The 25,666-nt window shown below is 65.0% G+C and carries 24 protein-coding genes; 13 read left to right on the plus strand and 11 right to left on the minus strand.

The genetic code is table 11. The features are described from left to right. Window positions 1-1,915 (minus strand): TonB-dependent receptor domain-containing protein (locus H2040_RS06245; RefSeq protein ID WP_287156004.1); only part of this gene is annotated, 1,915 nt, incomplete at its 3' end. 95 nt (window positions 1,916-2,010) lie between these two features. Between H2040_RS06245 and H2040_RS06250 the strand changes: the two genes are divergently transcribed. After that, window positions 2,011-3,030, plus strand: coding sequence for a DUF6607 family protein (locus H2040_RS06250; protein WP_287156005.1), 1,020 nt, complete (start codon window positions 2,011-2,013; stop codon window positions 3,028-3,030). A gap of 103 nt (window positions 3,031-3,133) precedes the next feature. Here the strand turns inward: H2040_RS06250 and putP are convergent, their stop codons facing one another. Together putP and ctrA are read right to left on the minus strand one after the other, a co-directional pair. Next, a complete protein-coding gene (gene putP / locus H2040_RS06255; protein ID WP_022697209.1) occupies window positions 3,134-4,645 on the minus strand; it encodes a sodium/proline symporter PutP in 1,512 nt (503 codons plus the stop codon). 239 nt (window positions 4,646-4,884) lie between these two features. After that, window positions 4,885-5,598, minus strand: a complete 714-nt coding sequence (ctrA, locus tag H2040_RS06260) for a response regulator transcription factor CtrA (protein ID WP_022697208.1) — start codon at window positions 5,596-5,598, stop codon at window positions 4,885-4,887. 334 nt (window positions 5,599-5,932) lie between these two features. On the opposite strand from ctrA, the gene fliI reads away from it, so the two are divergent. Both fliI and fliJ read left to right on the plus strand, forming a co-directional pair. After that, the gene (gene fliI / locus H2040_RS06265; RefSeq protein ID WP_287156007.1) at window positions 5,933-7,282 is read left to right on the plus strand and encodes a flagellar protein export ATPase FliI; all 1,350 of its coding nucleotides are present in this window, start codon (window positions 5,933-5,935) and stop codon (window positions 7,280-7,282) included. Next, complete coding sequence (fliJ, locus tag H2040_RS06270) at window positions 7,275-7,682, plus strand: flagellar export protein FliJ (RefSeq protein WP_022697206.1); 408 nt, start codon at window positions 7,275-7,277, stop codon at window positions 7,680-7,682. Before fliI ends, fliJ begins: the two co-directional genes overlap by 8 nt. On the opposite strand, the gene H2040_RS06275 is transcribed toward fliJ, so the two are convergent. Further along, entirely contained in the window at window positions 7,679-8,224 is a 546-nt protein-coding gene (locus tag H2040_RS06275; protein ID WP_287156013.1) for a DUF421 domain-containing protein, read from the minus strand. The two genes, fliJ and H2040_RS06275, sit on opposite strands and share 4 nt — an antisense overlap. A 71-nt stretch (window positions 8,225-8,295) precedes the next feature. Between H2040_RS06275 and H2040_RS06280 the strand changes: the two genes are divergently transcribed. Beyond that, window positions 8,296-9,120, plus strand: coding sequence for a S49 family peptidase (locus H2040_RS06280; RefSeq protein WP_287156014.1), 825 nt, complete (start codon window positions 8,296-8,298; stop codon window positions 9,118-9,120). A gap of 148 nt (window positions 9,121-9,268) precedes the next feature. Here H2040_RS06280 and H2040_RS06285 read toward each other — a convergent pair whose 3' ends face one another. Then, a complete protein-coding gene (locus H2040_RS06285; RefSeq protein ID WP_287156017.1) occupies window positions 9,269-9,883 on the minus strand; it encodes a J domain-containing protein in 615 nt (204 codons plus the stop codon). A 70-nt stretch (window positions 9,884-9,953) separates the two neighbouring features. On the opposite strand from H2040_RS06285, the gene H2040_RS06290 reads away from it, so the two are divergent. Further along, window positions 9,954-10,229: a BolA family protein gene (locus H2040_RS06290; protein WP_287156019.1), complete on the plus strand. Its 276-nt coding sequence runs from the start codon at window positions 9,954-9,956 to the stop codon at window positions 10,227-10,229. 4 nt (window positions 10,230-10,233) lie between these two features. On the opposite strand, the gene H2040_RS06295 is transcribed toward H2040_RS06290, so the two are convergent. From H2040_RS06295 to H2040_RS06305, 3 genes are read right to left on the minus strand one after another with little or no spacing between them, the layout of a single operon-like run. After that, on the minus strand, window positions 10,234-11,523 hold the full coding sequence (locus tag H2040_RS06295; protein WP_287156026.1) for an HlyC/CorC family transporter: 1,290 nt from the start codon (window positions 11,521-11,523) through the stop codon (window positions 10,234-10,236). Beyond that, window positions 11,523-12,635: a 3-dehydroquinate synthase gene (aroB, locus tag H2040_RS06300; protein WP_287156031.1), complete on the minus strand. Its 1,113-nt coding sequence runs from the start codon at window positions 12,633-12,635 to the stop codon at window positions 11,523-11,525. The genes H2040_RS06295 and aroB overlap by 1 nt, the downstream gene beginning before the upstream one ends. Continuing rightward, window positions 12,632-13,198: a shikimate kinase gene (locus H2040_RS06305; protein WP_287156032.1), complete on the minus strand. Its 567-nt coding sequence runs from the start codon at window positions 13,196-13,198 to the stop codon at window positions 12,632-12,634. The genes aroB and H2040_RS06305 overlap by 4 nt, the downstream gene beginning before the upstream one ends. Before the next feature lie 118 nt (window positions 13,199-13,316). Here H2040_RS06305 and H2040_RS06310 point away from each other — a divergent pair, with 118 nt between their 5' ends. From H2040_RS06310 to H2040_RS06320, 3 genes are read left to right on the plus strand one after another with little or no spacing between them, the layout of a single operon-like run. After that, window positions 13,317-13,457 carry a hypothetical protein gene (locus tag H2040_RS06310; protein WP_022697198.1) on the plus strand — a complete coding sequence of 47 codons (141 nt, stop codon included), beginning with the start codon at window positions 13,317-13,319 and terminating at the stop codon, window positions 13,455-13,457. Next, a complete protein-coding gene (locus H2040_RS06315) occupies window positions 13,429-15,123 on the plus strand; it encodes a hypothetical protein (RefSeq protein WP_287156033.1) in 1,695 nt (564 codons plus the stop codon). Before H2040_RS06310 ends, H2040_RS06315 begins: the two co-directional genes overlap by 29 nt. Then, window positions 15,120-16,052 carry a site-specific tyrosine recombinase XerD gene (locus H2040_RS06320; protein ID WP_287156037.1) on the plus strand — a complete coding sequence of 311 codons (933 nt, stop codon included), beginning with the start codon at window positions 15,120-15,122 and terminating at the stop codon, window positions 16,050-16,052. The genes H2040_RS06315 and H2040_RS06320 overlap by 4 nt, the downstream gene beginning before the upstream one ends. Window positions 16,053-17,028: 976 nt before the next feature. Here the strand turns inward: H2040_RS06320 and H2040_RS06325 are convergent. Then, a complete protein-coding gene (locus H2040_RS06325) occupies window positions 17,029-17,208 on the minus strand; it encodes a hypothetical protein (RefSeq protein ID WP_152485816.1) in 180 nt (59 codons plus the stop codon). Window positions 17,209-17,295: 87 nt separating this feature from the next. Continuing rightward, window positions 17,296-18,150, minus strand: coding sequence for an AAA family ATPase (locus H2040_RS06330; RefSeq protein WP_287156041.1), 855 nt, complete (start codon window positions 18,148-18,150; stop codon window positions 17,296-17,298). A gap of 177 nt (window positions 18,151-18,327) precedes the next feature. Between H2040_RS06330 and H2040_RS06335 the strand changes: the two genes are divergently transcribed. Further along, window positions 18,328-20,724 (plus strand): zinc-dependent metalloprotease, encoded by a 2,397-nt coding sequence (locus H2040_RS06335; RefSeq protein ID WP_287156044.1) that lies wholly within the window; start codon window positions 18,328-18,330, stop codon window positions 20,722-20,724. Between the two features lie 21 nt (window positions 20,725-20,745). On the opposite strand, the gene H2040_RS06340 is transcribed toward H2040_RS06335, so the two are convergent. Further along, window positions 20,746-22,485 carry a tetratricopeptide repeat protein gene (locus tag H2040_RS06340; protein ID WP_287156046.1) on the minus strand — a complete coding sequence of 580 codons (1,740 nt, stop codon included), beginning with the start codon at window positions 22,483-22,485 and terminating at the stop codon, window positions 20,746-20,748. 197 nt (window positions 22,486-22,682) lie between these two features. On the opposite strand from H2040_RS06340, the gene flbT reads away from it, so the two are divergent. From flbT to H2040_RS06360, 4 genes are all read left to right on the plus strand, one after another. After that, complete coding sequence (gene flbT, locus H2040_RS06345; RefSeq protein WP_022697185.1) at window positions 22,683-23,075, plus strand: flagellar biosynthesis repressor FlbT; 393 nt, start codon at window positions 22,683-22,685, stop codon at window positions 23,073-23,075. A gap of 3 nt (window positions 23,076-23,078) precedes the next feature. Next, entirely contained in the window at window positions 23,079-23,459 is a 381-nt protein-coding gene (gene flaF, locus H2040_RS06350) for a flagellar biosynthesis regulator FlaF (RefSeq protein ID WP_287156050.1), read from the plus strand. A gap of 222 nt (window positions 23,460-23,681) precedes the next feature. Beyond that, window positions 23,682-24,518, plus strand: a complete 837-nt coding sequence (locus tag H2040_RS06355; protein ID WP_287156052.1) for a flagellin — start codon at window positions 23,682-23,684, stop codon at window positions 24,516-24,518. 317 nt (window positions 24,519-24,835) lie between these two features. Then, window positions 24,836-25,663, plus strand: a complete 828-nt coding sequence (locus tag H2040_RS06360) for a flagellin (protein ID WP_287156053.1) — start codon at window positions 24,836-24,838, stop codon at window positions 25,661-25,663. The last annotated feature ends 3 nt before the right edge of the window (window positions 25,664-25,666 follow it).

The raw sequence follows: 25,666 nt of genomic DNA on the forward strand, positions 1-25,666 counted from the left end.
GGTCATTGACCTTGTCGAACTCGTCTGCGGCCTGAACCCGCGCGCCCAGCCGCAGGGCCAGCGCCTCGAACAGATAGGATCCGTCCAGGGTCAGGGTGGCCGGCGTCAGCACGCCCAGCTTGTTGCCGGTGGCCGAATTCTCGCCATCCACGGTGGAGAAGGCGGCGCTGAGCGAGATGCGGTCCGTGTCATAGCGGGCCTCGGCTTCCCAGCCCCACAGCTCCGCCGCATCGACATTGTCGCTGATGGTGACGCCGGCGTTGCACGGCTGGAAGGGCGGCGCGAAACAGGTCGGCGGGAAAGCAAAGTCCACGGCCAGATTGATCAGATCCGTGGCGTCCGTCTCGAAACGCGAGACCTTGGCCTGGAACCGGTCGCCGGGCGCGGCGACATCGCGGAAATCAAGACCCGCGCCGAATTCCACGGTCTCGGTCTTCTCCGGGACCAGGTCCGGGTTGGGAATGAACTGGTTGCTGATGAAAACGGGCGCGCCGAGAATCGGATGCGGCAGCTGGAAATGCACTCCGTCCAGATACAGCTCGTCGATCGAGGGCGCGCGGAACCCTTCGGAATATCCGCCAAACACGCGCAGCCATTCCACCGGCCCGTAGCTGGCCGCAATACGGGGCGAGACCGCTTCGTCGTCGTTCTCTTCCGGGTCGACGCTGGACGAGCTCTTGTAATTATCGAACCGGATCCCGGGCACGACCAGCAACTCGCCCGGTATGCCCAGCGGCCGGTCGAAGGCGGCTTCCGCCTGTGCGAACAGGCCCAGGAATTCGGACTTTCCATCCGGCACCCCGGCGCGCACGCCGTTGGTGCTGTCGCTGTCACGGCCGGTCTGCTTGTCCTCGAACCAGTCGACGCCGGTGGTCACGCGGATCTCGTTGGCGCCGAATTCAAACGTGGCGGCGTTGCTGGCGCGGAAGCCGGTGGTCTCCACGTCGCGTTCGGTCGTGCGTCCGGTCTGGGGGTCGTATTCGTCGACGCCGCTTTCGCTGCGGTACAGCGTGGCGCTGGCGTTGATCAGCGGCGTGGCGGGATCAAAGCTCAGTCGCCCGCGCAGCGTGTCGGAGGTGATCTCCTTCTCCACATTGGCGAACTGCACGTCCGTCGGGTCGACTTCATTCAGGCCCTGTCCGTTATTGGGTTCGAAGGCGTCATTCTTGAAGCTCTGCCAGGACAGCTCCAGGTTCAGCGCCTCGGTCACATCGACATTGCCCTTCAGAAGGCCCGTCCAGATATCGTCGTCGGAAGGCAGGGTGTCGCCGCTGCCCAGCGAAATATCGCCAGAGTCGCGATAGGCCAGGCTCGCTAGAACATCGACCGGGCCGGTCTGGCCAAACACCGTGGCGCCGGCCAGCCATTCCTCGTTCACGTCGCGATAGCCGGTGCGCGCGCGGAAGCCATAGGTCTCGCCGTCTTCCAGCAGGTCTTCGGCGTCCAGCGTCTCGAACGCCAGAACCCCGCCGACCGCGCCGGAGCCGTAAAGTGAGGACGCTGGGCCGCGAACCACCTCGGCGGTTTTCACCAGCGCCGGGTCCAGGAAGAACCGGCCGTCATGGCCGGAACGGAAGGTCTGGCGCGCGCCGTCCAGAAGGATCAGGACATTGCCCCCGCTCAGGCCCCGGATGGCGGGGCCTTCGCCGGTGCGGCGCGGACCGCCGAACCACTGCATACCGGGCGTGTCTTCCAGCAGGTCGGAGATCGAGCTGGCGCCCAGCTTCTGGATATCTTCGCGCGTCACCACGCTGACCATGCCCGGATAGTCGAAAACGGGCAGGGGATTGGACGTGCCGTAAACCGTGACGACGTCCATGTCTTCATCGGCCTCCGGCAGATCGTCGTCGGCATGGGCCCCGGCTGTAAGGGCGGCGAAACAGGCGCCGGCGAGGAGGGATGAACGGATCAGCATGGCGGCTTTCCTTATTGCGAGTAATTCTCAGTTGCGATACAAAGAGGCTGTACCGACATTGAGAATGAGTCGCAAGAGCGCAATAGGGGAATTTAATGAAAAAGATCTGGGCGTCCGCCGCCGGCCTTGCGCTGGCGGTTTCGGCATGCGCCGCACAGCCCGCCATGCAGATGCAGACCGGAGAGGCCGCGTCTTCCGTCCAGCCTTACGCGGGCGCGGAGAAGGCCGATTACGAGCGCGACCGTCAGGCCATTCTGGAGATGGCCGGCGATTTCGACGTGACGTTCGACTTCACCGAAACCGTGCCGCTGCAGGATGGTTATGAGCTGAAGCCGCAAAAGGTCACGCCGACGACCGAGATCGTCCGGGTGATCGAGGATGAGCCGGGCTTCATCAGCCTGCAGCATATCCTTGTGATGAATCATGGCGGCAAGGACATCGTCGTGAAGCACTGGCGTCAGGACTGGGCGTATGAGCCGGAATCGATCCTGGCCTATCAGGGGCATGACCGCTGGGAGGCGAAGACGCTGAACAGGGCCGAGCGTCAGGGCACCTGGTCGCAGACCGTCTACCAGGTTGATGACGGTCCGCGTTACGCCGCTGTCGCCCCGTGGGAGCATGAGGGCGAGATTTCCACCTGGGAGCCGCCAGTGTCCTGGCGCCCGTTGCCGCGCCGCGACGCCACCACGCGCGACGATTATGACGTTCTGGCCGCGGTGAACCGGCACACGGTCGCGCCGTGGGGCTGGTGGCACGAGCAGGACAACCACAAGCTGGTGCTGACCGAAAACGGCCCGGAAGAACTGGTGCGCGAAGTGGGCATCAACTCCTACTACCGCACGGACGGGTTCGCGCCGGATGCGGGCGAGGTCTACTGGTCCAAGACGGCCGACTATTGGGCCGGCGTCCGGGATAAATGGAACGCGCTGATTGAAACCGGCGCGCTCGCCATCGACGACAATGCCGAGGGCGAACGCCTCTACATGCCGGTTCTGGAACTGGCCGGAAAGGTCGAGGAAGGCGAGATGACGACCGAGGCCGCGCTGACCGAGGCCCGCGAGGTCATCGACCGGCAGACGCAAAGCGCCGCCGAAATCCGGACGGCGTCTAACTGATCAGGCTGACGCCGCCGCGCATAAAAAACGCCCTCTCCGGGAGACCGGGGAGGGCGTTTTCCTTTTTGGCTATATGTGCGTCATCGGCCGGAGCCGGGACGGATCAGATGACCGATTTCGGGCCGTTCCTCTTCAACTCGTCCTTCACCCGGTCATAGGTTTCCACCATGTCCGGGGAGGGGGGCGTGTCGATCAGGCTGACGGCGATGATCGCAGCGAAGCTGAGAATGAAACCGGGGACGATTTCGTACAACACGCTGGACAAGGCCGCGCCATCGGCCAGAACCGGGGCGTAGATCCAGAACAGGACGGTCACCGCGCCGACAACCATGCCGGCCAGCGCGCCGTTCCGCGTCATCCGCCGCCAGGTCAGGCTGAGGATAACCACCGGACCGAAGGCCGCGCCGAAGCCGGCCCAGGCGTTGGACACCAGGTTCAGCACATTGCTTTCCGGGTCATAGGCCAGGGCGATGGCGGCCAGCGCCACGGCCAGAACGGAAATGCGGCCGACCGTCACCAGCTCTTTCTCGCTGGCGTTCTTGCGCAGGAAGATGCGGTAGAAGTCCTCGGTCAGAGAGCTGGAGGAGACCAGCAATTGCGACGACACCGTACTCATGATCGCGGCCAGTATGGCGGCCAGCAGGAAGCCCAGCACCAGCGGATGGAACAGCACTTCCGACAGGATGATCAGGATGGTCTCGGGATCGTCCACGGGCACATTGTTCTGGGTCGCGTAGACCAGGCCGACAATGCCGGTGGTCAGCGTGCCGATCATGGAGACGCCCATCCAGGTCATGCCGATGCGCCGCATGGCAGGCACGTCCTTCACGGAACGCACGGCCATGAAACGCACGATGATGTGCGGCTGTCCGAAATAGCCCAGTCCCCACGCCAGTGAGGATATCAGGCCCAGCAGCGTCACGCCTGAGAACAGGTTCAGCAGGGTCGGGTCGATGCTGTTGAGCGTCTGGGCCGCGCCGGACGGGCCGCCGACATCGGTCAGCGCCACGATGGGCACAACGACCAGCGCCACGAAGACGATGCAGCCTTGCACGAAGTCGGTCAGGCTGACGGCCAGAAAGCCGCCGAACAGCGTATAGGCCATCACGACCGAGGCGGTGATCCACAGGCCCCAGCGGTAATCCAGGCCGAACGCGCTGTCGAACAGCTTGCCTCCGGCCACCATGCCGGAGGAGGTGTAGAGCGTGAAGAAGATCACGATCACCACGGACGACAGGACGCGCAGCAAATGGCCGCGGTCGGCGAAGCGTTCGCCGAAATAGTCCGGGATGGTGATCGCGTCGTTGGCCTCTTCGGTATAGACGCGAAGGCGCGGCGCAACGATGAGATAGTTCGCATAGGCGCCGACAAACAGCCCCACGCCGATCCATGCGGCCGGCAGGCCGGAGACGAACATCGCGCCCGGCAGGCCCATCATGAGCCAGCCGCTCATGTCTGAGGCGCCAGCGGACAGCGAGGCAACGGCCGGGGAAAGGTTACGGCCGCCAAGCATGTAGCCGGACACGTCGGAGGTCGATTTCCTCCACGCGTACAGCCCGATGCCCAGCATTCCAAGAAAATACAGAGCGAGCGTAATCAGTGTTCCAGTTTCCATGGGGCATGGGTAACAGGCTTCATACGCCTGCGACAACCGCCATGCCGGGATCGCCCGGCTGGAACCTGTCAGCCGCTATCAACCGTCACAGGGACGATCAGGATTCAGGATCCGCCTAAAAAGTGACGGGACTTTGGCGGACCGTCCGATTTCCGGGTTTTCGGACGCGCAAAAGAAAAGGGCGGCCCGTGCGGGCCGCCCTTTCCTGGCGTTCGGGGTAAGTCTGGTGAAACGGCGTATCAGGCGGCCGCGGATTCGCTTTCCGTGACCGTGCCTTCTTCCGGATCGCGCAGCACATAGCCGCGGCCCCAGACGGTTTCGATATAGTGGTTGCCGTTGGTCGCGGCCGCGAGCTTCTTGCGGAGCTTGCAGATGAAGACGTCGATGATCTTCAGCTCCGGCTCGTCCATGCCGCCATAGAGATGGTTCAGGAACATCTCCTTGGTGAGCGTCGTCCCTTTGCGCAGGGAGAGCAGCTCCAGCATCTGGTATTCCTTGCCGGTCAGGTGCACGCGCTGGCCGCTGACCTCGGTGGTCTTGGCGTCCAGGTTCACCGTGATGTCGCCGGTCTTGATGACCGACTGGGAGTGACCCTTGGAGCGGCGGACAATGGCGTTGATGCGGGCGACCAGCTCGTCCTTGTGGAACGGCTTGGTCATGTAGTCGTCGGCGCCGTAGCCCAGACCGCGAACCTTCGCGTCCACGTCGGCCGTGCCGGACAGGACCATGACCGGGGTGCCGATCTTGGCGACCCGCAGCGTCTTCAGGACGTCATAGCCGGGCATGTCCGGCAGGTTCAGGTCCAGAAGGATGATGTCGTAATCATACAGCTTGCCGAGATCGACGCCCTCTTCGCCGAGATCGGTTGTGTAGATGTTGAATCCTTCGGATTTGAGCATGAGCTCGATGGACTGAGCCGTGGAGCTGTCGTCCTCGATTAACAAGACCCGCATTGATGATCCCCCGAATGTTTTTGGCGCGAATCGTGGTGGCGCCGGACTTACCGATGGTTAACGCTTTCCCGACGCTAAGGACAAATCCTTAAAGAAGGTTAACCGCCGGGGCGAAATTACGGCGATTCGCACAACCTCCTGTCAGGGGCGACTCAGTAACGCGCGCGTTCCCGATTCTCATGGCGGGGATCAACCCGGTTCCGGGCGGCTATTCCCGTTTAATGACGGGTTAATCAGCAAATTCAATTTGTAGCGTTAACGCCGGGGAAACGCACCCGGGCATATCTTGCCGGGCAACGAAGAAATTGCAGCCCGGACAGGCCCTTTAAACCCAATGCGCAGCGCAATTGCAGATATCGAAGCCCTGGAGCCCCGCCACTGGCGCGGCCGCGCCCGCTCTGTCGGCGGGCTGGTGATCGAGGCGTCCGGCCCGTCCGGCGCCTTTCCATTGGGCGCGCGTGCGCTCACCGGCGCGCGCGAGGGCGATCTGGAATGCGAAGTTGTCGGCGTGCGCGACGGCAAGGCGCTGCTGATGGCTTACGGTTCACTGGAAGGCGCGCGCGCCGGCGCCGATGTGCGCCTGGCCGAGGCGTCCCCCTCTGTCCGCCCCAACGCCGCATGGCTGGGGCGGGTGGTGGATGCGTTCGGCCGTCCCGCCGACGGCAAGGGCTCGCTGGACGAAGGCGACCTGCCGGTGCGTCTGCGCGCCACGCCGCCGCGCGCTTGCGAGCGCGCGCGGCTGGGCGAACGCATGACCACCGGAGTTCGCGCGCTGGATACGTTCGCGCAGGTCCGCCGTGGCCAGCGCCTTGGCATTTTCGCCGGTTCGGGCGTCGGCAAATCGGTTCTGATGTCCATGCTGGCGCGCCGCGCCGAAAGCCAGGTGGCCGTGATTGGCCTGATCGGCGAACGCGGCCGCGAAGCGCGCGAGTTTGTCGAGGACGTGCTGGGCGAGGAGGGGCTGGCCCGCTCCGTCGTCGTGCTGGCGACCTCCGATGAAAGCGCGCTGGCCCGCCGCCAGGCGGCCTGGACCACGCTGGCGGTCGCCGAATATTTCCGGGATCAGGGGCAGGACGTGCTCTGCCTGATGGATTCCGTGACCCGTTTCGCCATGGCGCAGCGCGAAATCGGCCTCGCCGCGGGCGAGCCGCCCACGACCCGCGGCTACACGCCGTCCGTCTTCGCCGAGCTTCCGCGCCTGCTGGAGCGCGCGGGCCCCGGATACGACAATGGCGGCAAGACCGGCACGATCACCGGCCTGTTCTCCGTCCTGGTCGAGGGCGACGACATGAACGAGCCGGTGGCCGACGCCGTGCGCGGCGTGCTGGACGGCCACGTGGTCATGAGCCGGGACATCGCCGAACGCGGCCGTTTCCCGGCGATCGATGTCTTGAAGACGGTCTCGCGCGCCATGCCGGACTGTCAGACTCCGGAGGAGCAGCAGATCACGCGGCAGGCCCGCCGCATGCTCTCTTCATACGCGGACATGGAAGAACTTATCCGGATCGGCGCTTATCAGCGCGGATCCGACCCGGAACTGGATCAGGCCATCGCGCTCAATCCGGAGCTGGAAGCGTTCCTGGCGCAGGACAAGAACGAGGCGACCTCGATGGAGGAAAGCTTCGCGCGCCTGCAGGGAATTTTGAGTGGCAGGGGTATGAACCAAGAGGATAACAATGAATAGATCTCATGAATCCCTGATCCGTCTGGCGCGGTTCAAGGTTGAGGGTCTGCAAAAGCAGATGGCCGAACTGGACCGCGCGCGCGGTTCGCTCGGCCGCAAGGCGGACGAGCTGGAACAGGACGTCCAGCGCGAGCAGGAAGCCGCCGCCGCCGACCCGCAATCGGGCGCGGCCTATGGCGCCTACGCCAAGGCGGTGATCGAGCGCCGCGAGAATATCAAGCGCTCTCTCAACGAAGTCGACGAGCAGGCCGAGGCGATGCGCGCCGACCTGCGCGCCGCCTTCGAGGAACTGAAGAAATACGAACTTCTGGAGGAAAGGCGTAAGGCGCGGGACCGCGCCGCCGCCCAGAAATCCGAAAACGACGAACTGGACGAGGCCGGATCCCGCATGGCGGGCTAGCCGGACGTCGGGATCGCGCTGCCGCTTCGCCGGACATTGTCCAGCAGCGCCGGTTCGATCTCCATATCCTTGCCGTGCAGCACCGACACGTCGCCGGTTGTCTCGAACACCACCGCCTGGACCTCTTCCAGGCGGTGGATGTTTTCCGACCGCAGCTTGGCGTAGAGGTCGTGCTCGGTAACTTTGGCGGCCTTCAGGTTCTCGAACAGGATTTCACCGCGCTCCATCAACAGCAGCGGCTTGTTGTCCATCACCACCTCGCCGCGCCAGCGTTTGCGCGCCATCGCCGAAATTTCCTGAATTGCAAACAGCGCCGCCAGCCCGATCAGGCCCAGCGCGATGGGCAGGCTGGGCGTCAGGATGATGGTGCCGAGCATGGAGCCGACGGCGACGGTGGTGACAAAGTCGAACGCCGACATTTGCGAAAAACTGCGAAGCCCGGCGATGCGCGCCAGCAGGATCAGCCCTGCAAAACCGGTCAGCGCGCCCAGCGCCACCCGCCATGCCGCCGTCCAGTCTGACGGCGCAAACCATTCAATCATTTCCAGCCTCCCCTATATCGCCCGTCATTCCGGCGCTTGCAGTTCCGTGCCAAGGGCTTAGGTGTTTGCCCATGTCAGATAAGTCCCGTTTCCGCCTTCCGTTCCTGAAATCTTCGCCCGTCGTGCCGCTGGTGCGGCTGGAAGGGGCGATTTCCGCCACGCCCTCACGCTTCGACCGCGCGCTGAATCTCGCCGGGGTCGGGGATGCGCTGGACAAGGCGTTCACGGTGAAGAAGGCGAAAGCCGTGGCGCTGGTCATCAATTCGCCGGGCGGCGCGCCGGTGCAGTCCAACCTGATTCATCGCCGCATCCGCGAGCTGGCGGACAAGCACGACAAGCAGGTGCTGGTCTTCTGCGAGGATCTGGCCGCGTCCGGCGGATACTGGATCGCGCTGGCCGGCGACGAGCTATATGCCGACGCCGGCTCCATCGTAGGCTCCATCGGCGTGATTTCGGCCAGTTTCGGTTTCACCGGCCTGATGGAGAAGGCGGGCGTGGAGCGGCGGCTCTATACCGCCGGCAAAAACAAATCGATGCTGGATCCGTTCTCCCCGGAAAACCCGGAGGACATCGACCGGCTGAAGACCATCCAGAAAGGCATGCACGCCCAGTTCAAGGCGCTGGTAAAATCCCGGCGCGAGAGCAAGCTGACCGCCGATGACGAGACGCTGTTCAATGGCGATGTCTGGCTGGGCGAGGAAGCGGCAAAACTGGGCCTGATCGACGCCACCGGTTCGGTGCGCGCCATCCTGCGCGAAAAGTTCGGCGATGACGTCCGGGTCAAGCCGTTCGGCGGACCGAAGAAATCCCTGGTCGGCAAGCTGCTCTCCGGCGGCGCCAGCGCGTTCGCCGCCGAGGTCGAACACCGCGCCGCCTATTCCCGTTTCGGGCTTTAGGGCATGGGAACCGGCCTGATCACCCTGATCCTGGTCGGCGCCGCCGTGGCGGCGTTCTTCTTCTGGGGCGGCAGGAAAACGCGGGATCGCCGCAATCGCGCCGCCGACGCGGCCGAAAAGGCGGTCCGCGACCGCATGAACGGGGAGTCTAGGTCAGACCCGTCGTCTTCAGAGTCTCATAGGCCCGAATAACCGCCTGCAAGCGGTCTTCCAGCGACCGGTCGCCGCCATTGGCGTCCGGGTGTAGGCGTTTGACCAGTTCGCGGTAGCGCTGGCGGATATCGCCGGCTGAGGCCGCCTCGCTCAGATTCATTTCCTCGAGCGCTTTTTTCTGCAGCTTGGTCAGACGGCGGGTCTGGGGCTGCGGCTGTCCCGGCTTGGCGCCGCCGAACAGGCCGTGCGGGTCGGAAAAGATCGTCGTCCAGTCGCGGCTGGCGCGGGAGGCCGCATCGCCGCGGCGAGAGCCGTTCTTGAAATCCCAGGTCGGGCGGTGGCCGTAATAGCCGCTTTCCTGAAACGCCTTGATCTCGCCCTCGCTCATGCCGTCGAAGAAGTCCCAGGAGCGATTGTATTTCGCCGCGTGTTCGGCGCAGAACCAGTAGAAATGCTTCAGGTCCTCGGGCGATTTCGGCGCGCGGCATTCGCCTTTGCGCACGCACCCGGCCCACTCGCAGGTCTGCTCGCCTGTACGCGCCTCTTCCTTTCCGGGCGGTTTGACCCGTATGTCCCGAAACTTGGGGCGATATTGGAACGCGCCTGACATAACGCAGAGATTATGGGCAGCGTCCGCCCCCCGGGCAACGACTTGACACGCGTGAAAGGCAGATAGGGCTATGGGCGAGACAGCGAAACGGATTCAATCGGCGCTGGAGACCGCATTTCCGGGCGCTTATATCGCGCTGCAGGACGAATCCGCCCTGCATGAGGGCCATGCCGGCGCGCCCGATGGCGGCGAAAGCCATTTCGCCGCCGCCGTCGTCTGGGACGGGTTCGAGGGCATGAATCGCGTCGCCCGTCACCGCGCGGTGAATGCGGCGGTGGACGCGGAATTTTCCGGCCGGCTGCACGCGCTGCGCATTCGCGCCCTGACGCCGGAAGAGGCGGAGTAGCGCCTTAAACGCCTTCCGGGACGGAGAAATCGGGTTCCGGGGCGGGCGAGATTCGCAACAGCGTGATCTGGTTGCGCTGGCGCTTCAGCACTTCAAAACGGTGATCGTGAAAGGCGAAGATCTGGCCGGTTTCCGGGATCGTTTGCGCCTCGTGAATCACCAGACCGGCGATGGTGACCGCTTCCTCGTCCGGCAGGTTCCAGTCCATGGCGCGGTTGAGGTCGCGGATCGGGACGGACCCCTCCGCGATGACAGAGCCGTCGCCCTGCGTTTTCAGGCCCTGCACGCGCTCGTCATGCTCGTCCTCGATCTCGCCGACGATCTCTTCAAGAATATCCTCCAGCGTGATCAGGCCCATCAGCGCGCCATATTCGTCGACCACCAGCGCGAAATGCTCGCGCTTGCGGCGGAAGGCGTTCAACTGCTCCAGCAGGGACGTCGTCTCCGGCACAAACCACGGCTCGCGCGTTACATCCCGAACCTCGATCTGCGAAAGGTCGCCGCCGACCGCGCGAAGCGCCCGCGACAGGTCCTTGGCGTGCAGCACGCCCACAATGTTCTCGGCGTCGTCCTCATAGGCGGGCAGGCGGGTATGGGCGCTGTCCAGCGCCTCGTCGACCAGTTCCTCGGCGGTCTTGGCCAGGTCCAGCATGTTCATGTTCTTGCGGTGGACCATCACGTCCTCGACCGTCAGGTCGCGCAAATCCAGAACGCCGCCCAGCATGTCGCGGTCATGTTTGACCACGCCGCCTTCATGGTGGTGCAGGTCGACCGCGCCGCGGATTTCCTCATGCGCGTCCAGCGCGTCGCCTTCCACCTTGATGCCGAAAATGCCCAGCGTCAGGCGCACGATGAAACGCACCGCAGCGACAATCGGGGCAAACAGGAAAACGATGATCTGGATAGGCCGCGCGACCGTGGTGGCGAACCGGTCGGCGTTGGACAGGGCATAGCTCTTGGGCAGGACCTCGGAAAAGATCACCACAAGAGCGGTCATCGCCGCTGTGGCGTAGGCAACGCCGGCCTCGCCGAACATCTGCACGAAGGCAACCGTGGCCAGCGCAGAGGCAAGGATATTGACCAGGTTGTTGCCCAGCAGGATGGCGCCGATCAGGCGCTCCCGGTCGGCGATCAGGACATTGGCGATGCGCGCGCCGCCGTCTCCCTGCTTCTCCCAGCCGTGCAGTCGGGCGCGGGACGCGGCCGTCAGGGCGGTTTCGGAGCCGGAAAAGAATCCGGACAGCATCAGCAGGAAGGCGATGGCGATCAGGGTGGCAGTCAGGCCGAAAATCATCAGGGCTTGGTTTCATCCTCCAGAAAAGTCGCCAGCGCCCCGGGGTCGGCGTCGGGCTCTATGAACGCCTCGCCCAGCCCCTTGGTCAGGATCAGGGTGATGCGTCCGCCCGACACTTTCTTGTCGTCCGCCATGCGCTGCATAAGCCGTTCAGCAACATAGGGCCCGCCGCCCAGCGTTTGAAGACTGTGCGGAAGCCCGTGTGCGGAAAGATGCGTGGCAAGGCGGTCCGCCGCGTCTTCTGCGCACAATCCCAGCCGCGCGGAATAGCGCGTCGCCGCCGCCATGCCCCAGGCGACGGCCTCTCCATGAATGACGCCGCCGTCATAGCCGGCCTCCGCTTCCGCCGCGTGGCCGAATGTGTGGCCGAAATTCAAGAGGGCGCGGACGCCGGTTTCCCGTTCGTCCTCCGCCACGATGCGGGCTTTCCAGGCCGCGGATCGGTGCACGGCTTCAGCCACGGCCTCCGGCTCGGCGGCGAGGACGTCCTGTCCCTTCGCCTCCAGCCAGTCGAAGAAGCCGGCGTCGCGGATCAGCGCGTATTTCAGCACTTCCGCATAACCGCCGCGGCGCTCGCGGCCGGGCAGGGTGGCGATGAAGCGGGTATCGGCGACCACCAGTTTGGGCTGGTGGAATGCGCCGACCAGATTCTTGCCGCGCGCCGTATTAATCCCCGTCTTGCCGCCGACCGAGGAGTCGACCTGCGCCAGCAGGGTTGTCGGGATCTGGATGAAGGAGGTTCCGCGCTTGAGTATGGCTGAGGCGAACCCGGCCAGATCGCCGGCCACGCCGCCGCCGAACGCGATCACCGCGTCGCCGCGCTCGGTCCGGCGCTCCAGCAGCGCGTCCAGCACGCGTTCCAGCTCCGCAAAGGATTTCTGCGCTTCGCCCGGTTCGATGAGGATTGGCTCCACCGCGACATTCGCCGCCGCCAGCGCATCGGTCAGCGCCTTGCCGTGCAGTCCCCAGACCGTGCGGTCGCTGATCACGCTGGCGGTTCCGCGCGGGAAATATTCCCCGGCGTTTTCGCCAAAGCGGTCAAGGGCATCAGGGCCGATCAGGATGGGGTAGGACCGGTCGCCCAGATCGACGGTCAGGTCATGGCCGCTCATGTCCGCGCGTATCCGTGCTGTTCCAGCGATTGCAGGATGGCGCGCACGGCGGTGTCATGCGGGCCGGGCCCGCAATCGACCACGATATCGGCCTGTCCGTAGGCCGGGTCGCGGGTTTCCGCCAGTTTTTCCAGAACGTCCCGCGGATTCTTGCCTCGCAGCAGGGGCCGCGTGTTCCTGCGGGAGACGCGTTCGGCCAGGATATCCAGATCGACGCGCAGCCAGACGGACACGGCGCGATCCTTGATCAGGCCGCGCGTCTGGTCGTTCATGAACGCGCCGCCGCCGGTGGCCAGAACACAGGGACCGTCATCGACCAGACGGGCAATGACCTTGCGTTCGCCGTCGCGGAAATGCGCCTCTCCGAATTCGTCGAAAATCTCGCTCACCGTGCGGCCCGCCGCCTTCTCTATTTCCTCGTCCGCGTCATAGAACGGCATACGCAGCCGTTTCGCCAGACGCCGGCCGACCGTGGTCTTGCCCGCGCCCATTAATCCGACCAGAGCGATTGTCTTTTCGCGGCGGGGCTTGTCCGCCGAACTTCCGCCAGTTTGATGAGTCATGTATGTCGAGCTTTAGGGATAGCCCGCGCCCGCCGCAAGGCGCAGAAAGGCGGGGTGGATATTTTCGCGGCGCCGCTGTTTGCTGGCGCACGCCTTGAGATAAGTTCTGGAGACAAAGATGCGTCTGACCCTGTTCGCCATCATCGCAATCCTGGTGATCTTCATCGGCGGCTTCGCATGGCTGCTGGCGGTGGCGAACGGCATGGATCCGGGCGATGAGGAGGTTCGCGTTGAAATTGAAGTCCCTGCTGAAGAATAGCGCGCTTGGCCTGACGCTGGCCGCCTGCGCCGGCGCGGCGCTGGCCCAGTCCATCACGTCCGAGCCGCTGCGCCCGGTCGATCCGTTCGATGTCAGCGCGCTGGACCGCAGCGAAGGGGCGCTGCCCGAGACGCTGTGGCGCGGCTCCAACGCCGCCACGGCGCGCGCCGCGATCGAACGCGCCCCGGCGCCGTCGCAATCGGCGGCCGTGAACCGGCTGACCGCGCGGGCTCTGCTGTCCGGCGGCGCGCCGCCCGATGGCGCGGCGGGCGATCAGGCGCTGGCCGCGCTGCGCATGGAGACCGCCTGGAATATCGGTTTCGCCGAGGACGTGGCCGAGCTGGGCCGCCGCACGCCGGCCATCGAGGAAGCGCCAGATTTGTCGCGCCTGAAAGCGGACGCCGAACTGTCGCTGGGCCAGATGGACCAGGCCTGCCAGACGGCGAACCGCCTGAAAGACGGGCGGGACGAGGCTTACTGGCTGCAGCTTCGCGCGGTCTGCCTGACCCGCGCCAATGATTCCGCCGCCCGCCTTACCGAGGATCTGGCGCGCGCCGCCGGACCGGACGAGAATTTCGACACCGCCATGTCGCTGGCCTATGGCGACGAGGTTGAGGAAGTGGAGCCGGCCAGCCCGCTTCTTCTGGCCATGGCGCTGAACAGCAACACGACGATCCGCCTGAAGCTGGACGAGCTTTCGCCGCCGGTCCTGACCGCCCTGACGCTGGGCGAGGGGCCGGAAGAAATCAAACCCGTGCTGGCCCGCAAGGCGGCCGGGATGGGCCTGATCTCCGCCGGGGCGCTGGCTGAAATCTATCGCAGCGTGCAGCCGCCCGAGACCGAGGGCGTGGCCGCGGACCTGATGGCCGCGGCGATGAACGCCGAGGGCGAGACGCGCGAGGCGCTGATGTTCCGCGCCGCAGAGAGCCTGACCGATCCGGCGATGAAAGCGGACGCGGTGGCCGAGGCGCTGGACGGCGCCCGCACGGCGGAGGATTTCATGCTGACCGCCCGGCTCTATCGCCCGGTGATGGCCAATATCGAGCGGTCCGGCGATCACGCCATGCTGTTCGCCCGCGCCGCCGCGGCGGGCGGCGATCCGGAACTGGCGGAGCTGTGGCGCGAGCGGGCGACGACCCCGCCGCCGCCGCCGGCGGCCTCCTCGCTGAGCGCGCCGCTGGATGCGGATGGCGATGGCGCGCCGGAGCCGGTTTCCCTGACCACGCCGGCTTCGCAACGCGCCAGTTTCGATCCGCCGTCGGACACGGATCTGGCGCGGCTGAACGCGCTGATTGATCTTTATCCCTCCGCCCGCGGCGAACTGGCCGTCGAGCGGCGGCTGGATGAGGGCGGCGCGAATGCAGGGTTCGAGGCGCTGATGCTCTCGGCGATGGGCGGCGAGCCGCTGTCCCCGGACATGCGCGCGGCGTTCCTGGAAGCCGATGGCGGCGCGGTGAGCGGGGCGCTGGTCCTGACGCTGGCGGCCGCGGCGGAAGCGGGCGCGAAGGCCGAGACCGGGCTGCTGGCCGCGGCGCTGCTGGGCGACAGCCCGGCGGCGGCCTCCGATGCTGATCTGTACAGCGCGGTGTCGGCCTTGCGCCGGGCCGGGCTGAATGACAGCGCGGCGGAGATCGCGGTGGCCGCGGTGCTCGTCCGGCGCAGATGAGGGGCGCGGACGCCGCCGCGATCGAAGCCTTTCTCGAGATGATGAGCGCCGAGCGGGGCGCTTCCGCCAACACGCTTTCGGCGTATCGCCGCGACCTTGAAGATTTCTCGGTCCGGCTGGGCGCAGACGGGCAGAGCCTGAAATCGGCCAATGCGGACGGCGTTGCGAAATGCCTGTCCGCCTTTGCGGGCGAGGGGCTGGCCGCCACGACGCAGGCGCGGAAACTCTCCGCCGCGCGGCAATTCTTCCGCTTCCAGCGCGCCGAGAAGCAGCGCAAGGACGATCCGACCGAGACGCTGGATTCGCCCGGCCGGGGCCGCCCGCTGCCCAAGACGATGAGCGAGGGCGATGTCGACCTTCTGCTGGAGGCGGCGCGGTCCGACGAAAGCACGGCGGGCCTGCGCACGCGCTGCCTGATCGAGGTCCTGTACGCCGCCGGCCTGCGGGTCAGCGAGCTGGTGTCGCTGCCGGTTTCTGCGGTGGCGCGGCGCGAGCGTTGCCTGATGATCCGCGGCAAGGGCGGGAAGGAGCGGCTGGCCCCCCTGAACCCCGATGCGCTGGACGCCATCGTTGCCTGGCGCGCGGTGCGGGACCGCACATTGCCGCCCAAGGGAACGAAACAGTTCGACAAGGCCGAGAAATATCTTTTCCCCTCGCGCGCGGCCGCCGGGCATTTGACGCGGGAGCGGTTCGCGCAAATTCTCAAGGCGCTGGCGCTGAAAGCCGGCCTCGACGCCTCGAAAATCTCGCCCCATGTGCTGCGGCACGCCTTTGCCAGCCACCTTCTGGCGCATGGCGCCGATTTGCGCAGCGTCCAGACCCTGCTGGGTCATGCCGATATCTCGACGACGCAGATTTACACGCACGTTCTGGAGGAACGGCTGAGACGGCTGGTCGAAGACGCGCACCCGCTGGCGCGGGAGGAGTAGCGCGGCGACTCCGATTTCAAAGTCCCTTCTCCCCTATGGAGGGGAGAAGGTGGTCCGAAGGACCGGATGAGGGGAGGCGTTGGAGGTGTTGCGCTTTGTTCTGAGAGCCACCCCCTCACCCTTTCGGCTGACCAAATCTTCCAGATTTGGAGCCTCAAGCCCTCTCCCCCTCTCGGGGGCGAGGGGACTTCTTTTCTTTTTCTCTTTTCTAGCTCCCGGAATCCGCGTGAGCGGATATCCGGGATCCAGTCTGCGACGGTCCCGCCATCTCTGGACCCCGGATAATCGCTTCGCGATTTCCGGGGACTGTCGGTGGGCGAGGGTGGCGACATGCGCCGAAAGCTCCGCAGGTCCTGTGACCTCGGAGGGTTGGGTAAGGTGAGGGAAGCGGCGCGCGTTTCGGACGCTGGCCGTATTTATTATTGAGTGCTTTGCGAACCGAAGCTGCGCGCCGCTGACGTTTGAACCTGCCTGAAGTTGGCCTTGCGACCGTTTTTCCTTCGCAGTCCCTTCCGACAGGCCGGAGCGGTCATCGGGCAAGGTCTCCTCCCGCGACACCTCCGGCGCCGTTCCCCGCCCCATGCGACCCGAGCTCATGGTCCCTCGCGGCAGCGAACAGGGAGAAGTATGGGGCAGGCGGGGACCCGGTCTGATTGTTTTCGATTCATCCCCCTAAATTGTCATCCCGCACGGAGCGAAGCGGAGATGCGGGGTCTCAGCGGAGCTTGCGTGCTTGTTCGCCGGGATCCCGGATCAAGTCCGGGATGACAATGCTGGGTGATGGGGAGGGCGCGTTTTGTTCTGTGACGGCCCTTCGAGACGCCGCGCCGTTGGCGCGGCTCCTCAGGGTGAGGTGATAGGGAGGGGGGAACAACCGTTTCATACTCCCAAGCATTAGCCTGAGGAGCCCGAAAGGGCGTCTCGAAGGCGGGGTCCGGGAAGCGCAAACTTCCCCCGCAAATTCGGAGGAAATTCCCTAATAGTTGTCGCCCATCACGCCCTGGGGCGTGGAGTTGTCGCGGGCTTCGTCCATCCAGGGGTCTTCCATGACTTCCGGGTCGAGTTGCGAATCCTCGTCGATCATGGCGCAGGCCGAGAGGCCTAGGATGGCGGTCAAGCCGGCGAGCAGGCCGATGCGGCTGGAAAGTCTGGTCATGAAGTCCCCCTGGTCCGGGCGCGGCGGCGCGCCCCGGTGCCGATTAGACGGCGCCGCGCCGGGCGCGGTCAAATGGCGATTGCGTGACTACTGCGTCCGGCTTTCGCGGCGGGCCATGAAGGCCAGGCGCTGCAAGAGCTCCACGTCCTGTTCGGTCTTCAGGAGGGCGCCGTAGAGCGGGGGCAGGAGCTTGTTCGGTTCCTTCTCGCGGATGGTCTCGGGGTCGATATCCTCGACCACCAGCAGTTTCAGCCAGTCGAGGAGTTCGGAGGTGGAGGGCTTCTTCTTCAGGCCCGGCGCCTCGCGAAGCTGGAAGAAGGCCTTCATCGCCTCGGAGACCAGGCGCGGCTTGATGTCCGGGAAATGCACCTCGACGATGTCCTTCATCGTCTCTTCGTCCGGGAAGGCGATGTAGTGGAAGAAGCAGCGGCGCAGGAAGGCGTCCGGCAGCTCCTTCTCGTTGTTCGAGGTGATGATGACGATGGGGCGTTGTTTCGCCGTGATCGTCTCGCCGGTCTCGTAGACATGGAATTCCATGCGGTCGAGCTCCTGCAAGAGGTCGTTGGGGAATTCGATGTCGGCCTTGTCGATTTCGTCGATCAGCAGGATCGGGCGCTCTTCCGAGGTGAAAGCCTGCCAGAGCTTGCCGCGGCGGATATAGTTGGAAATGTCGTGGACGCGGTCATCGCCGAGCTGGGAGTCGCGCAGGCGGGCCACGGCGTCATATTCATAGAGGCCCTGGGCGGCCTTGGTGGTGGACTTGATGTGCCATTCCAGCAGCGGACAGCCGAGGGACTTGGCGATCTCTATGGCCAGCATCGTCTTGCCGGTGCCTGGTTCGCCCTTCACCAGAAGCGGGCGCTCCAGCGCCACCGCCGCATTGACCGCGACCCGCAGATCCTCGGTCGCGACGTAATTTTCCGTGCCCTCGAAACGCGCCATGTAGCCTTGCCTTTTGCCTGTTTCCGAACCTTCGCAATTGCAGCGAAGCTAGGGGCGGAGACCGCGCGCGGCAAGGCCGCAAGCGGGTGACGTAAACGTCAGCCCAGATGCGATTTGCGCGGACCGGAACGCTGCGCCAAGGTGCGCGTCGAAGTTTTGACGGTTTCGGGGAGCGACATGCGAATAGCGGTAATTTGCGCGGTTCTGGTTCTGGCGGCGGCCTGTGACGATACGGGCGCCGACAGCGCAAGCGCCTATGACGAGGCGGTTGCGGGGCTGGAGAAGCAGGACGGGTTCTTTGACGTCTGGGTGGATGCGGAGGAGGGCCGGGTGCTGGCCCAACTGCCCGCGCCCGGCGAGGACGGCGTGGCCCTGACGGCCATCTATGCGCAGCGGCTGTCGGCCGGGCTGGGCTCCAACCCGCTGGGGCTGGACCGGGGCTGGGGCGATTCCGGACAGTTGGTGACGTTCCGCGTGGTGGGGCCGAAACTGGTCGTGGCTGCCGAGAATACCCGCTATCGCGCCACCGCGGATAATCCGCTGGAGCAGGATGCGGTGGATGAATCCTTCGCGGACTCTTTCCTGTGGTCGGGCGAGATTATCGGGCGCGGGCCGGACGGGGCCGTGCTGACCGATATCAGCGGCATGGTGAGCCAGGACGGGCTGCAGCTGGCCGGGGCGATGGACGAGGACGGGGCCGGGTTTGCGCTGGACGCGGGCCGGTCGATGGTCGATCCGGGATCGGTTCTGACATTCCCCGACAATGTCGAGCTGGATTCCTTCCTGACCTTCGCCTCCGCCAATCCGGGGCCGGAAGTGCGGGCGACGGCGGCGAACCCGAACGCGGTGACGCTGCGCCAGCATCATTCCTTTGTGCGGCTGCCGGGCGAGGGGTTCGAGCCGCGGGAATTCGACCCGCGCGTCGGGACCATCCATACGGCTTTCTATGATTATTCCGCGCCGCTGGATGAGGCTGTGGTGAAACGCTACGCCGTGCGGCACCGCCAGACCGAGGGCGAGCCGATCACCTATTATATCGATCCGGGCGCGCCAGAGCCGGTGAAGAGCGCGCTGATCGAGGGCGCGTCCTGGTGGGGCGAGGCGTTCGAGGCGGCGGGCTATCCCGGCGGTTTTGTGGTGGAAGAATTGCCGGAAGGCGCGCATCCGCTGGACGCCCGTTACAACGTGGTTCAGTGGGTGCATCGCCAGACGCGCGGCTGGTCCTATGGCGGCGGCGTGGTGGACCCGCGCACGGGCGAGCGCATTAAGGGTCATGTGATCCTCGGCTCCCAGCGCGTGCGGCAGGACCGGATGATTTTCGAAGGGCTGGCCGGGACCGCGAAGGTCGGCACCGGCGAAGACGACGACCCGGTGGAGCTGGCGCTGGACCGCATCCGCCAGCTTTCGGCGCACGAGGTCGGGCACGCGATCGGCGTGCATCACAATTTCGCGGCCAGCGCCTATGACCGGCAATCGGTGATGGATTATCCCGCGCCGTGGGTGAAGGCGCGCGGCGACGGGACGCTGGATTTCTCCGACGCCTATGACGTCGGGATCGGCGAATGGGACAAGTTCGCGATCACCTGGCTTTATGACGACGCGCCCGAGGGCGAGAACGAGCGGGCGTTCCTGGACAATATGGTCGAGGACGCGCGGGAGCAGGGCCTGGTCTATATCGCCGATGGCGACGGGCGCGCGCCCGGGACGGGCCACGCCAGGACCAGCGTCTGGGACAATGGCGCGGACGCGGCGCGGGAGCTGAACAATGTGATGCGGGTGCGCCGCATCGCGCTGGACAGTTTCGCCGCAGACCGCATCCAGGCCGGCGACCCGATGGCGGATCTGCGCGAGGTGTTCGTGCCGATCTATCTGTATCACCGCTTCCAGACCGCGGCGGCCGCCAAGATGATGGGCGGCTATGATTACGCCTATGCGGCGCGCGGGGACGGGGCGGAGCCGCCGCGGCCGGTGGGCGCGGCGGATCAGCGCCGGGCGCTGTCGGCGGTGCTGGATACGCTGTCGCCGCAGGCGCTGGACGTGGATGACGCGGTGCTGGGCGTACTGGCGCCGGCCAATCCGGATCGGGAGCTGGCGGGCGGGGAGCTGTTCGAGAATCGCAGCGCCCCGGCCTTCGATCTGATTGCGGCGGCGGAAAGCGCGGCGGACATCACGCTGGGGTCGCTGCTGGATTCGCGGCGGGCGGAGCGTCTGGCGCAGGCGGAAGGCGGCGCGCCGGACTTTGGCGCGGTGCTGGACGCCGCGGACGCGGCGCTGTTCACGCCGGGGGAAGAGGAAACGGCGCGGCAGACCCGGATTCGTCATGCGGTGCAGGGGCGTTATGTTTCCGCGCTGATCGCGCTGGACCAGGACATGGCGGCCTCGCTTTCCGTGCGGTCGGAAGCGCGGGCGCGGCTGAAGCGGGTCTATGGACGGTTGCGGGTGGCCGACAGCGAGGCGGCGGCGTGGCTGGCCGACCGGGTGGAGGCGCATCTGGCGCGCCCCGCCAGCGCGGCCGACCCGCAGGTTGCGGGCCCGGAAACGCCGCCGGGCAGCCCGATCGGCTCGACGCGGTAGAGGGGTAGGAAAAGGCGGCCGTCAGGCCGCCTTTTCTTTTGAAAGGCGCTGTTTGAGGGCGCTGGCGATATCGCCCATCGTGGACTTCCAGTCGCCCCAGTTTTCCGGGGAGAAGGCGCGCGTCTGCGGATACCAGAGCAGGCGGCCCGCGCCGAGAAGCGGCCAGTGCGACTTATAGGCGATGAACCAGACATCGGCGCCGGTGGATGCGGCGAGGTTGGTGGAGGCGTTCATCGGTCCGATGGACAGGTCCAGCGCCGCGCCGAGGGCGGCGACGCCGTCCAGATCATCCTTGAGGTCCAGATCGTCGAGCTGGTGGATCTTCACGCCGTAATCGGCTTCGGCGCGGGCCAGTTCGTCCGCCGTGTCGCCATATTGCAGGCTGACGAAACTGACGCCGGGCGTTTCCAGAACGCTGCGCCATTGCTCGAACGGTGAGAAGAATTTCGAGCGCTGGGTGGTCATCAGCATGGATTTCCACACGATGCCGACTTTCGGGCCGGGGCCGATGGCGTCCAGCTGCGCCTTGATGGCGGCGACGCGTTCGGGGTCCGGCGTCATGTATCCGCTGCGGTCCGGGAAGGCGGCGGTTTCGCCGCGGAAAGCGCGGGCCAGCTCGCCCATGGGCAGCCAGACATCGCAGCCGCCGTGCTCTTCCAGCCATGTGACGGCGCGGAATTTCTTGCCCTCGGCCTCGAACGTGCCGTGCTGGCCGACATGGGCGTCCGGGAAGGAGCGCTGGAACAGCGGGACCAGGCGGCGCGTGCAGGCGATCATCAGTTCGCCGTCCGGGCCGATGGCGTCCTGTAGGTCGCGGGCGGCGTTCATGAACAGGATCTCGTCGCCCAGGCCCTGCTCGCCCACCAGCAGCACGCGCTTGCCTTTCAGTTCTCCCGTATCGCCTTCCCAGCGCGGGGCCTTGATCAGGAAGACGGTGGATTTGTTGTAGTCGCGGGTCAGGCGGACGGCGTATTCGTCCCAGCCGCGCGCCACCTGACCGTCGGCCAGCAGCGTATGGGCGAGGCCGTGACGCATCTCCGCCGCGTCGCCGGTGGAGGCCGGGCTTTCCAGCGCGTTCTCGAACGCCGAGATGGCGCCGGGAAGATCGCCAATCAGGTCCAGCGCGTAGGCGAGGTTGTGCCAGCCGCGCGCGAAATCGGGATCCAGGCGGATCGCTTCATTATAGAAGGTGACGGCCTGCCCCGGATCGCCGGATTCCAGCAGCACGGTTCCCAGCGCGTTCCACAGGGTCGGCTCCGCCATATTGGCGTAAACCGAGGTCTGGAGAATTTGCGCGGCGTCGTCGAACTGGCCTTTGTCGCGCAGGGCCCCGGCCAGATTGATCGCGCCGTCTGTCGAGTTGGGGCGCATCTTGCGGTAGAGGCGGAAAAATTTCTCCGCCGCGTCGACCATGTCCAGCTTCCAGGCGACCAGACCCAGATTCTGGTAGATGTCGGCGTTTTCCGGGGTCAGGCGCCAGGCGTTTTCGTAATGCTGCAACGCTTGCGAAAGCCGGCCGGCGCGGTCCAGCGTCACGCCCGCGACATGGTGGGCGAGGCCGCTGGAAGGATCGGCGGCGACCGCTTTCAGGGCCAGGTCCACCGCCTTTTCATTATGGGTTTCCGCCGCTTTCAGGGCGCGCTTTAGGATGGCGACCGTCTTGCGCTGGGCGGCGTTGTCCGCCTCCACTTCCGGCATCAGGCGGCGGTCGGCGGCGTCCTTGAGGGCGCGGCCCTCCGGCTGGTCCTGTTGTGGCGTCATTTAAAGCGGCCCCGTCTGGCGCGAAACTAGGATGGAATCATAAATCGAAGGCCAGACTGGAGACGGGCGGTTAAGGCGCAATTAACCATGAGGGTTCGTGTAAATTCCAAATTCGTCTAAAGTTTTCATTCATTCCTCTTGATCAGAATTGCAATTCAGAAAGCCCGTATGGGCTAGAAAGACCCGAGACCCCGCCAATGCCTTTGAAACTGTCTTTGAAACCCGGCGAGAAGTTCGTTCTCAACGGCGCGGTCGTGCAGAACGGGGACCGCCGGGCGAACCTGGTTCTGCAGAACAAGGCGTCCGTACTTCGGGAAAAGGACATCATGCAGCAGGGCGAGGCGACCTCGCCGGCGCGGCGCATCTATTTCCCGGTGATGATGATGTATCTGAACCAGAGCACAAACAGCGGCGAATATTACGACGACTTCGTGCTGCGCATGACCGAGTTCATGAATGCGCTCAGCAATCCGGAGATCCTCGCCGAGTGCGTTTCCGTCAGCCGCGACGTGATGGCGGGCGAGCTGTACAAGGCGCTGCTGCGCTGCCGCAAGCTGATCACCTACGAAGACGAGCGGCTCAAGGGGTAGGGAATGACTCTTCAGGCCTATCAGAAAGCGTACCAGTCGAGCACGACGCGCAGCGAAAACCCGCGCGATACGGAATACCGGCTGTTCGGACAGGTGACGCGGTCGCTGATCGAGGCGTCGCAGGCGCCGCGCGAGGAAATGCAGAAACGCGCCGCGGCGCTGGCCTGGAACCGCAGCGTCTGGTCAGCGCTGGCCACCGATTGCGCCCAGGAGGGCAACGGCCTGCCCAAGGAACTGCGGGCCGGGATTATCTCGCTGTCCATGTTCGTGCGGAAATATTCGCGCGAGGTGATGCAGAGCGGCGCCGATTTCGAGCCGCTGATCGATATCAACCGCACCATCATGCAGGGCCTGGCCCCCGGCTCCAGCGCCGGCCAGGGCTAGACACAGCCCGGCAGGTTTTCCCCGCGCGCCCGGCAAGAGATGCCGCGCGCCCTTGCGCCTGTATCTGGCGCATCTGAATTCCACAAATAATTCAATTGCTTGTTTCGGGTTTTCCGGCGCGAAAACCGGCATGGCGTTTGCGATCCTCCGGCCGGGGCAAAATGCCCTAACCGGCCGCAAAAGCGTCCCGGTCTCGTATTCCAGAATGGAAGGACCCCAAAAATGGCAATCAGCAATTCTGTAAACACAAATCCGGGCGCCTTTATCGCCCTGCAGAATTTGAACAAGACGAATGTGGAACTCGGAGAAGTGCAGAACCGGATCAATACCGGCCTGAAAGTCGCTTCCGCGAAGGACAATGGCGGCATCTTCGCCATTGCCCAGAAGATGCGCGCCGAAGTCGCAGGCTATGGCGTGGTCGAGCAGTCGCTCGATCGCGGCCAGTCGACTGTGGACGTGGCGCTGTCGGCGGGAGAGGCGATCTCCGACCTCCTGATTCAGATGAAGGAAAAGGCCCTTGGAGCCGGGGACGCGTCGCTGGACACGCAAAGCCGTGACGCGCTCAACGAGGACTTCAAGGCGCTTCGCGACCAGATTTCGACCATCGTGGAGAACGCCGAGTTCAACGGCGTCAACCTGATCGACGGTTCGTCAACTGGCGGCTTCGTGGCGCTCGCAAACGCCGAAGGCACGAACACCATTACGGTCGGATCCGAGGACCTTACGCTCTCGGGCTCCATCGTGACGGTGTCGTCCACGGCGTCTTTCGGGACCGCTTCCGAGGCCAGCACAATCGCGACCCAAATCGACGCCTCCCTGACGAACGTGAACGAGTCGCTCGCGCGGCTGGGCACCAAGTCGAAGGCGCTGGAGATCCACAGCACGTTTGTCAACAAGCTGAGCGACGAGCTGGATACGGGCATCGGGAACCTGGTCGACGCCGATCTGGCGAGAGAGAGCGCAAGGTTGCAGTCGCTGCAAGTCAAGCAGCAGCTGGGCATCCAGGCGTTGTCGATCGCCAACCAGGCGCCGCAATCAATCCTGGGCTTCTTCCAGTAAGTTCGCGACTGGCCGGGGCCGCCCTCGCGGCGGCCCCGCCGCCTTTTTTGAAATGGGTCCGCTAACAAGAAAATCTTGCCGGGCAGGCAATTTTTGCCGGGTCGAATTTACCGACCCGCCGATGACGCATGTCTGAATTTCAGTGAGAGCGCGATATAAACCGCAATATACTCATACATTTATAAGCTCTTGGTTAATCAGACCTTTCCCGAAAAGAAAACGGCGCCGTCATTGCGATAAAGGGTTCGGGGGCAAAACGCCCTTGCCCTGCGCAAAATGCGCGGGGAACTGTCAAAACGACGGAAGGGAAACCAAGAATGGTTACTGTCAATACGAATCCGGGCGCGCTCGTCGCCCTGCAAAACCTCAACAAAACCAACGCTGAGCTTTCGACCACTCAGAACCGGATCAATACCGGTCTGAAAGTCGCTTCGGCCAAGGACAATGGCGGCATCTTTGCCATCGCCCAGTCCCAGCGCGCCGAAGTGGCCGGTCTGGGCGTTGTCCAGCAGTCGCTGGACCGTGCGCAGTCCACGGTTGATGTCGCGCTTTCCGGCGGCGAAGCCATCTCTGACCTGCTGATCCAGCTGAAAGAGAAAGCCCTGGCCGCGTCTGACGCGTCCCTGGACACGGCCAGCCGCGACGCCCTGAACGAAGACTTCACGGCACTGCGCGACCAGATCGGCACCATTGTCGAGAACGCTCAGTTCAACGGCACCAACCTGATCGACGGTTCTGAAACCGACGGCTTCATCGCGCTTGCGAACGCCGACGGCACGAACACGATCACGGTCGGTTCCGAGGACCTGTCCCTGTCGGGTTCGGTCGTCACGCTGGGTTCCGCCGCTGACGTCGACACGGTTACGGAAGCTTCGGCCGCCGTCACCGCGATCGAGACCTCCCTCGACAACCTCAATAACGCGCTTGCGCGTCTGGGCACCGGCTCGAAGTCCCTGGAGATCCACTCCACCTTCGTAGGCAAGCTGTCCGACTCTCTGGAAACCGGTATCGGCAACCTTGTGGACGCCGACCTGGCCAAAGAGAGCGCCAAGCTTCAGTCGCTGCAGGTCAAGCAGCAGCTGGGCATTCAGGCCCTGTCGATCGCCAACCAGGCGCCGTCGACGCTTCTGGGTCTCTTCCGCTAGACG

It is taken from the genome of Euryhalocaulis sp. (assembly GCF_013911995.1).
Taxonomy (GTDB): Bacteria; Pseudomonadota; Alphaproteobacteria; order Caulobacterales; family Maricaulaceae; genus Euryhalocaulis; species Euryhalocaulis caribicus.

Excerpts from the sequence above, each read along its gene's own strand:
- H2040_RS06360 (WP_287156053.1), top strand. The coding sequence starts at position 24,836 with ATGGTTACTGTCAATACGAATCCGGGCGCGCTCGTCGCCCTGCAAAAC.
- H2040_RS06295 (WP_287156026.1), bottom strand. The coding sequence starts at position 11,523 with ATGATTTTCGGCCTGACTGCCACCCTGATCGCCATCGCCTTCCTGCTG.
- H2040_RS06340 (WP_287156046.1), bottom strand. The coding sequence starts at position 22,485 with ATGACGCCACAACAGGACCAGCCGGAGGGCCGCGCCCTCAAGGACGCC.
- ctrA (WP_022697208.1), bottom strand. The coding sequence starts at position 5,598 with ATGCGGGTCTTGTTAATCGAGGACGACAGCTCCACGGCTCAGTCCATC.
- fliI (WP_287156007.1), top strand. The coding sequence starts at position 5,933 with ATGCGCAGCGCAATTGCAGATATCGAAGCCCTGGAGCCCCGCCACTGG.
- H2040_RS06275 (WP_287156013.1), bottom strand. The coding sequence starts at position 8,224 with ATGATTGAATGGTTTGCGCCGTCAGACTGGACGGCGGCATGGCGGGTG.
- H2040_RS06320 (WP_287156037.1), top strand. The coding sequence starts at position 15,120 with ATGAGGGGCGCGGACGCCGCCGCGATCGAAGCCTTTCTCGAGATGATG.
- H2040_RS06250 (WP_287156005.1), top strand. The coding sequence starts at position 2,011 with ATGAAAAAGATCTGGGCGTCCGCCGCCGGCCTTGCGCTGGCGGTTTCG.
- aroB (WP_287156031.1), bottom strand. The coding sequence starts at position 12,635 with ATGAGCGGCCATGACCTGACCGTCGATCTGGGCGACCGGTCCTACCCC.
- H2040_RS06325 (WP_152485816.1), bottom strand. The coding sequence starts at position 17,208 with ATGACCAGACTTTCCAGCCGCATCGGCCTGCTCGCCGGCTTGACCGCC.
- H2040_RS06290 (WP_287156019.1), top strand. The coding sequence starts at position 9,954 with ATGGGCGAGACAGCGAAACGGATTCAATCGGCGCTGGAGACCGCATTT.
- flbT (WP_022697185.1), top strand. The coding sequence starts at position 22,683 with ATGCCTTTGAAACTGTCTTTGAAACCCGGCGAGAAGTTCGTTCTCAAC.
- H2040_RS06285 (WP_287156017.1), bottom strand. The coding sequence starts at position 9,883 with ATGTCAGGCGCGTTCCAATATCGCCCCAAGTTTCGGGACATACGGGTC.
- H2040_RS06330 (WP_287156041.1), bottom strand. The coding sequence starts at position 18,150 with ATGGCGCGTTTCGAGGGCACGGAAAATTACGTCGCGACCGAGGATCTG.
- H2040_RS06305 (WP_287156032.1), bottom strand. The coding sequence starts at position 13,198 with ATGACTCATCAAACTGGCGGAAGTTCGGCGGACAAGCCCCGCCGCGAA.
- H2040_RS06355 (WP_287156052.1), top strand. The coding sequence starts at position 23,682 with ATGGCAATCAGCAATTCTGTAAACACAAATCCGGGCGCCTTTATCGCC.
- H2040_RS06335 (WP_287156044.1), top strand. The coding sequence starts at position 18,328 with ATGCGAATAGCGGTAATTTGCGCGGTTCTGGTTCTGGCGGCGGCCTGT.
- putP (WP_022697209.1), bottom strand. The coding sequence starts at position 4,645 with ATGGAAACTGGAACACTGATTACGCTCGCTCTGTATTTTCTTGGAATG.
- H2040_RS06310 (WP_022697198.1), top strand. The coding sequence starts at position 13,317 with ATGCGTCTGACCCTGTTCGCCATCATCGCAATCCTGGTGATCTTCATC.
- H2040_RS06280 (WP_287156014.1), top strand. The coding sequence starts at position 8,296 with ATGTCAGATAAGTCCCGTTTCCGCCTTCCGTTCCTGAAATCTTCGCCC.
- fliJ (WP_022697206.1), top strand. The coding sequence starts at position 7,275 with ATGAATAGATCTCATGAATCCCTGATCCGTCTGGCGCGGTTCAAGGTT.
- flaF (WP_287156050.1), top strand. The coding sequence starts at position 23,079 with ATGACTCTTCAGGCCTATCAGAAAGCGTACCAGTCGAGCACGACGCGC.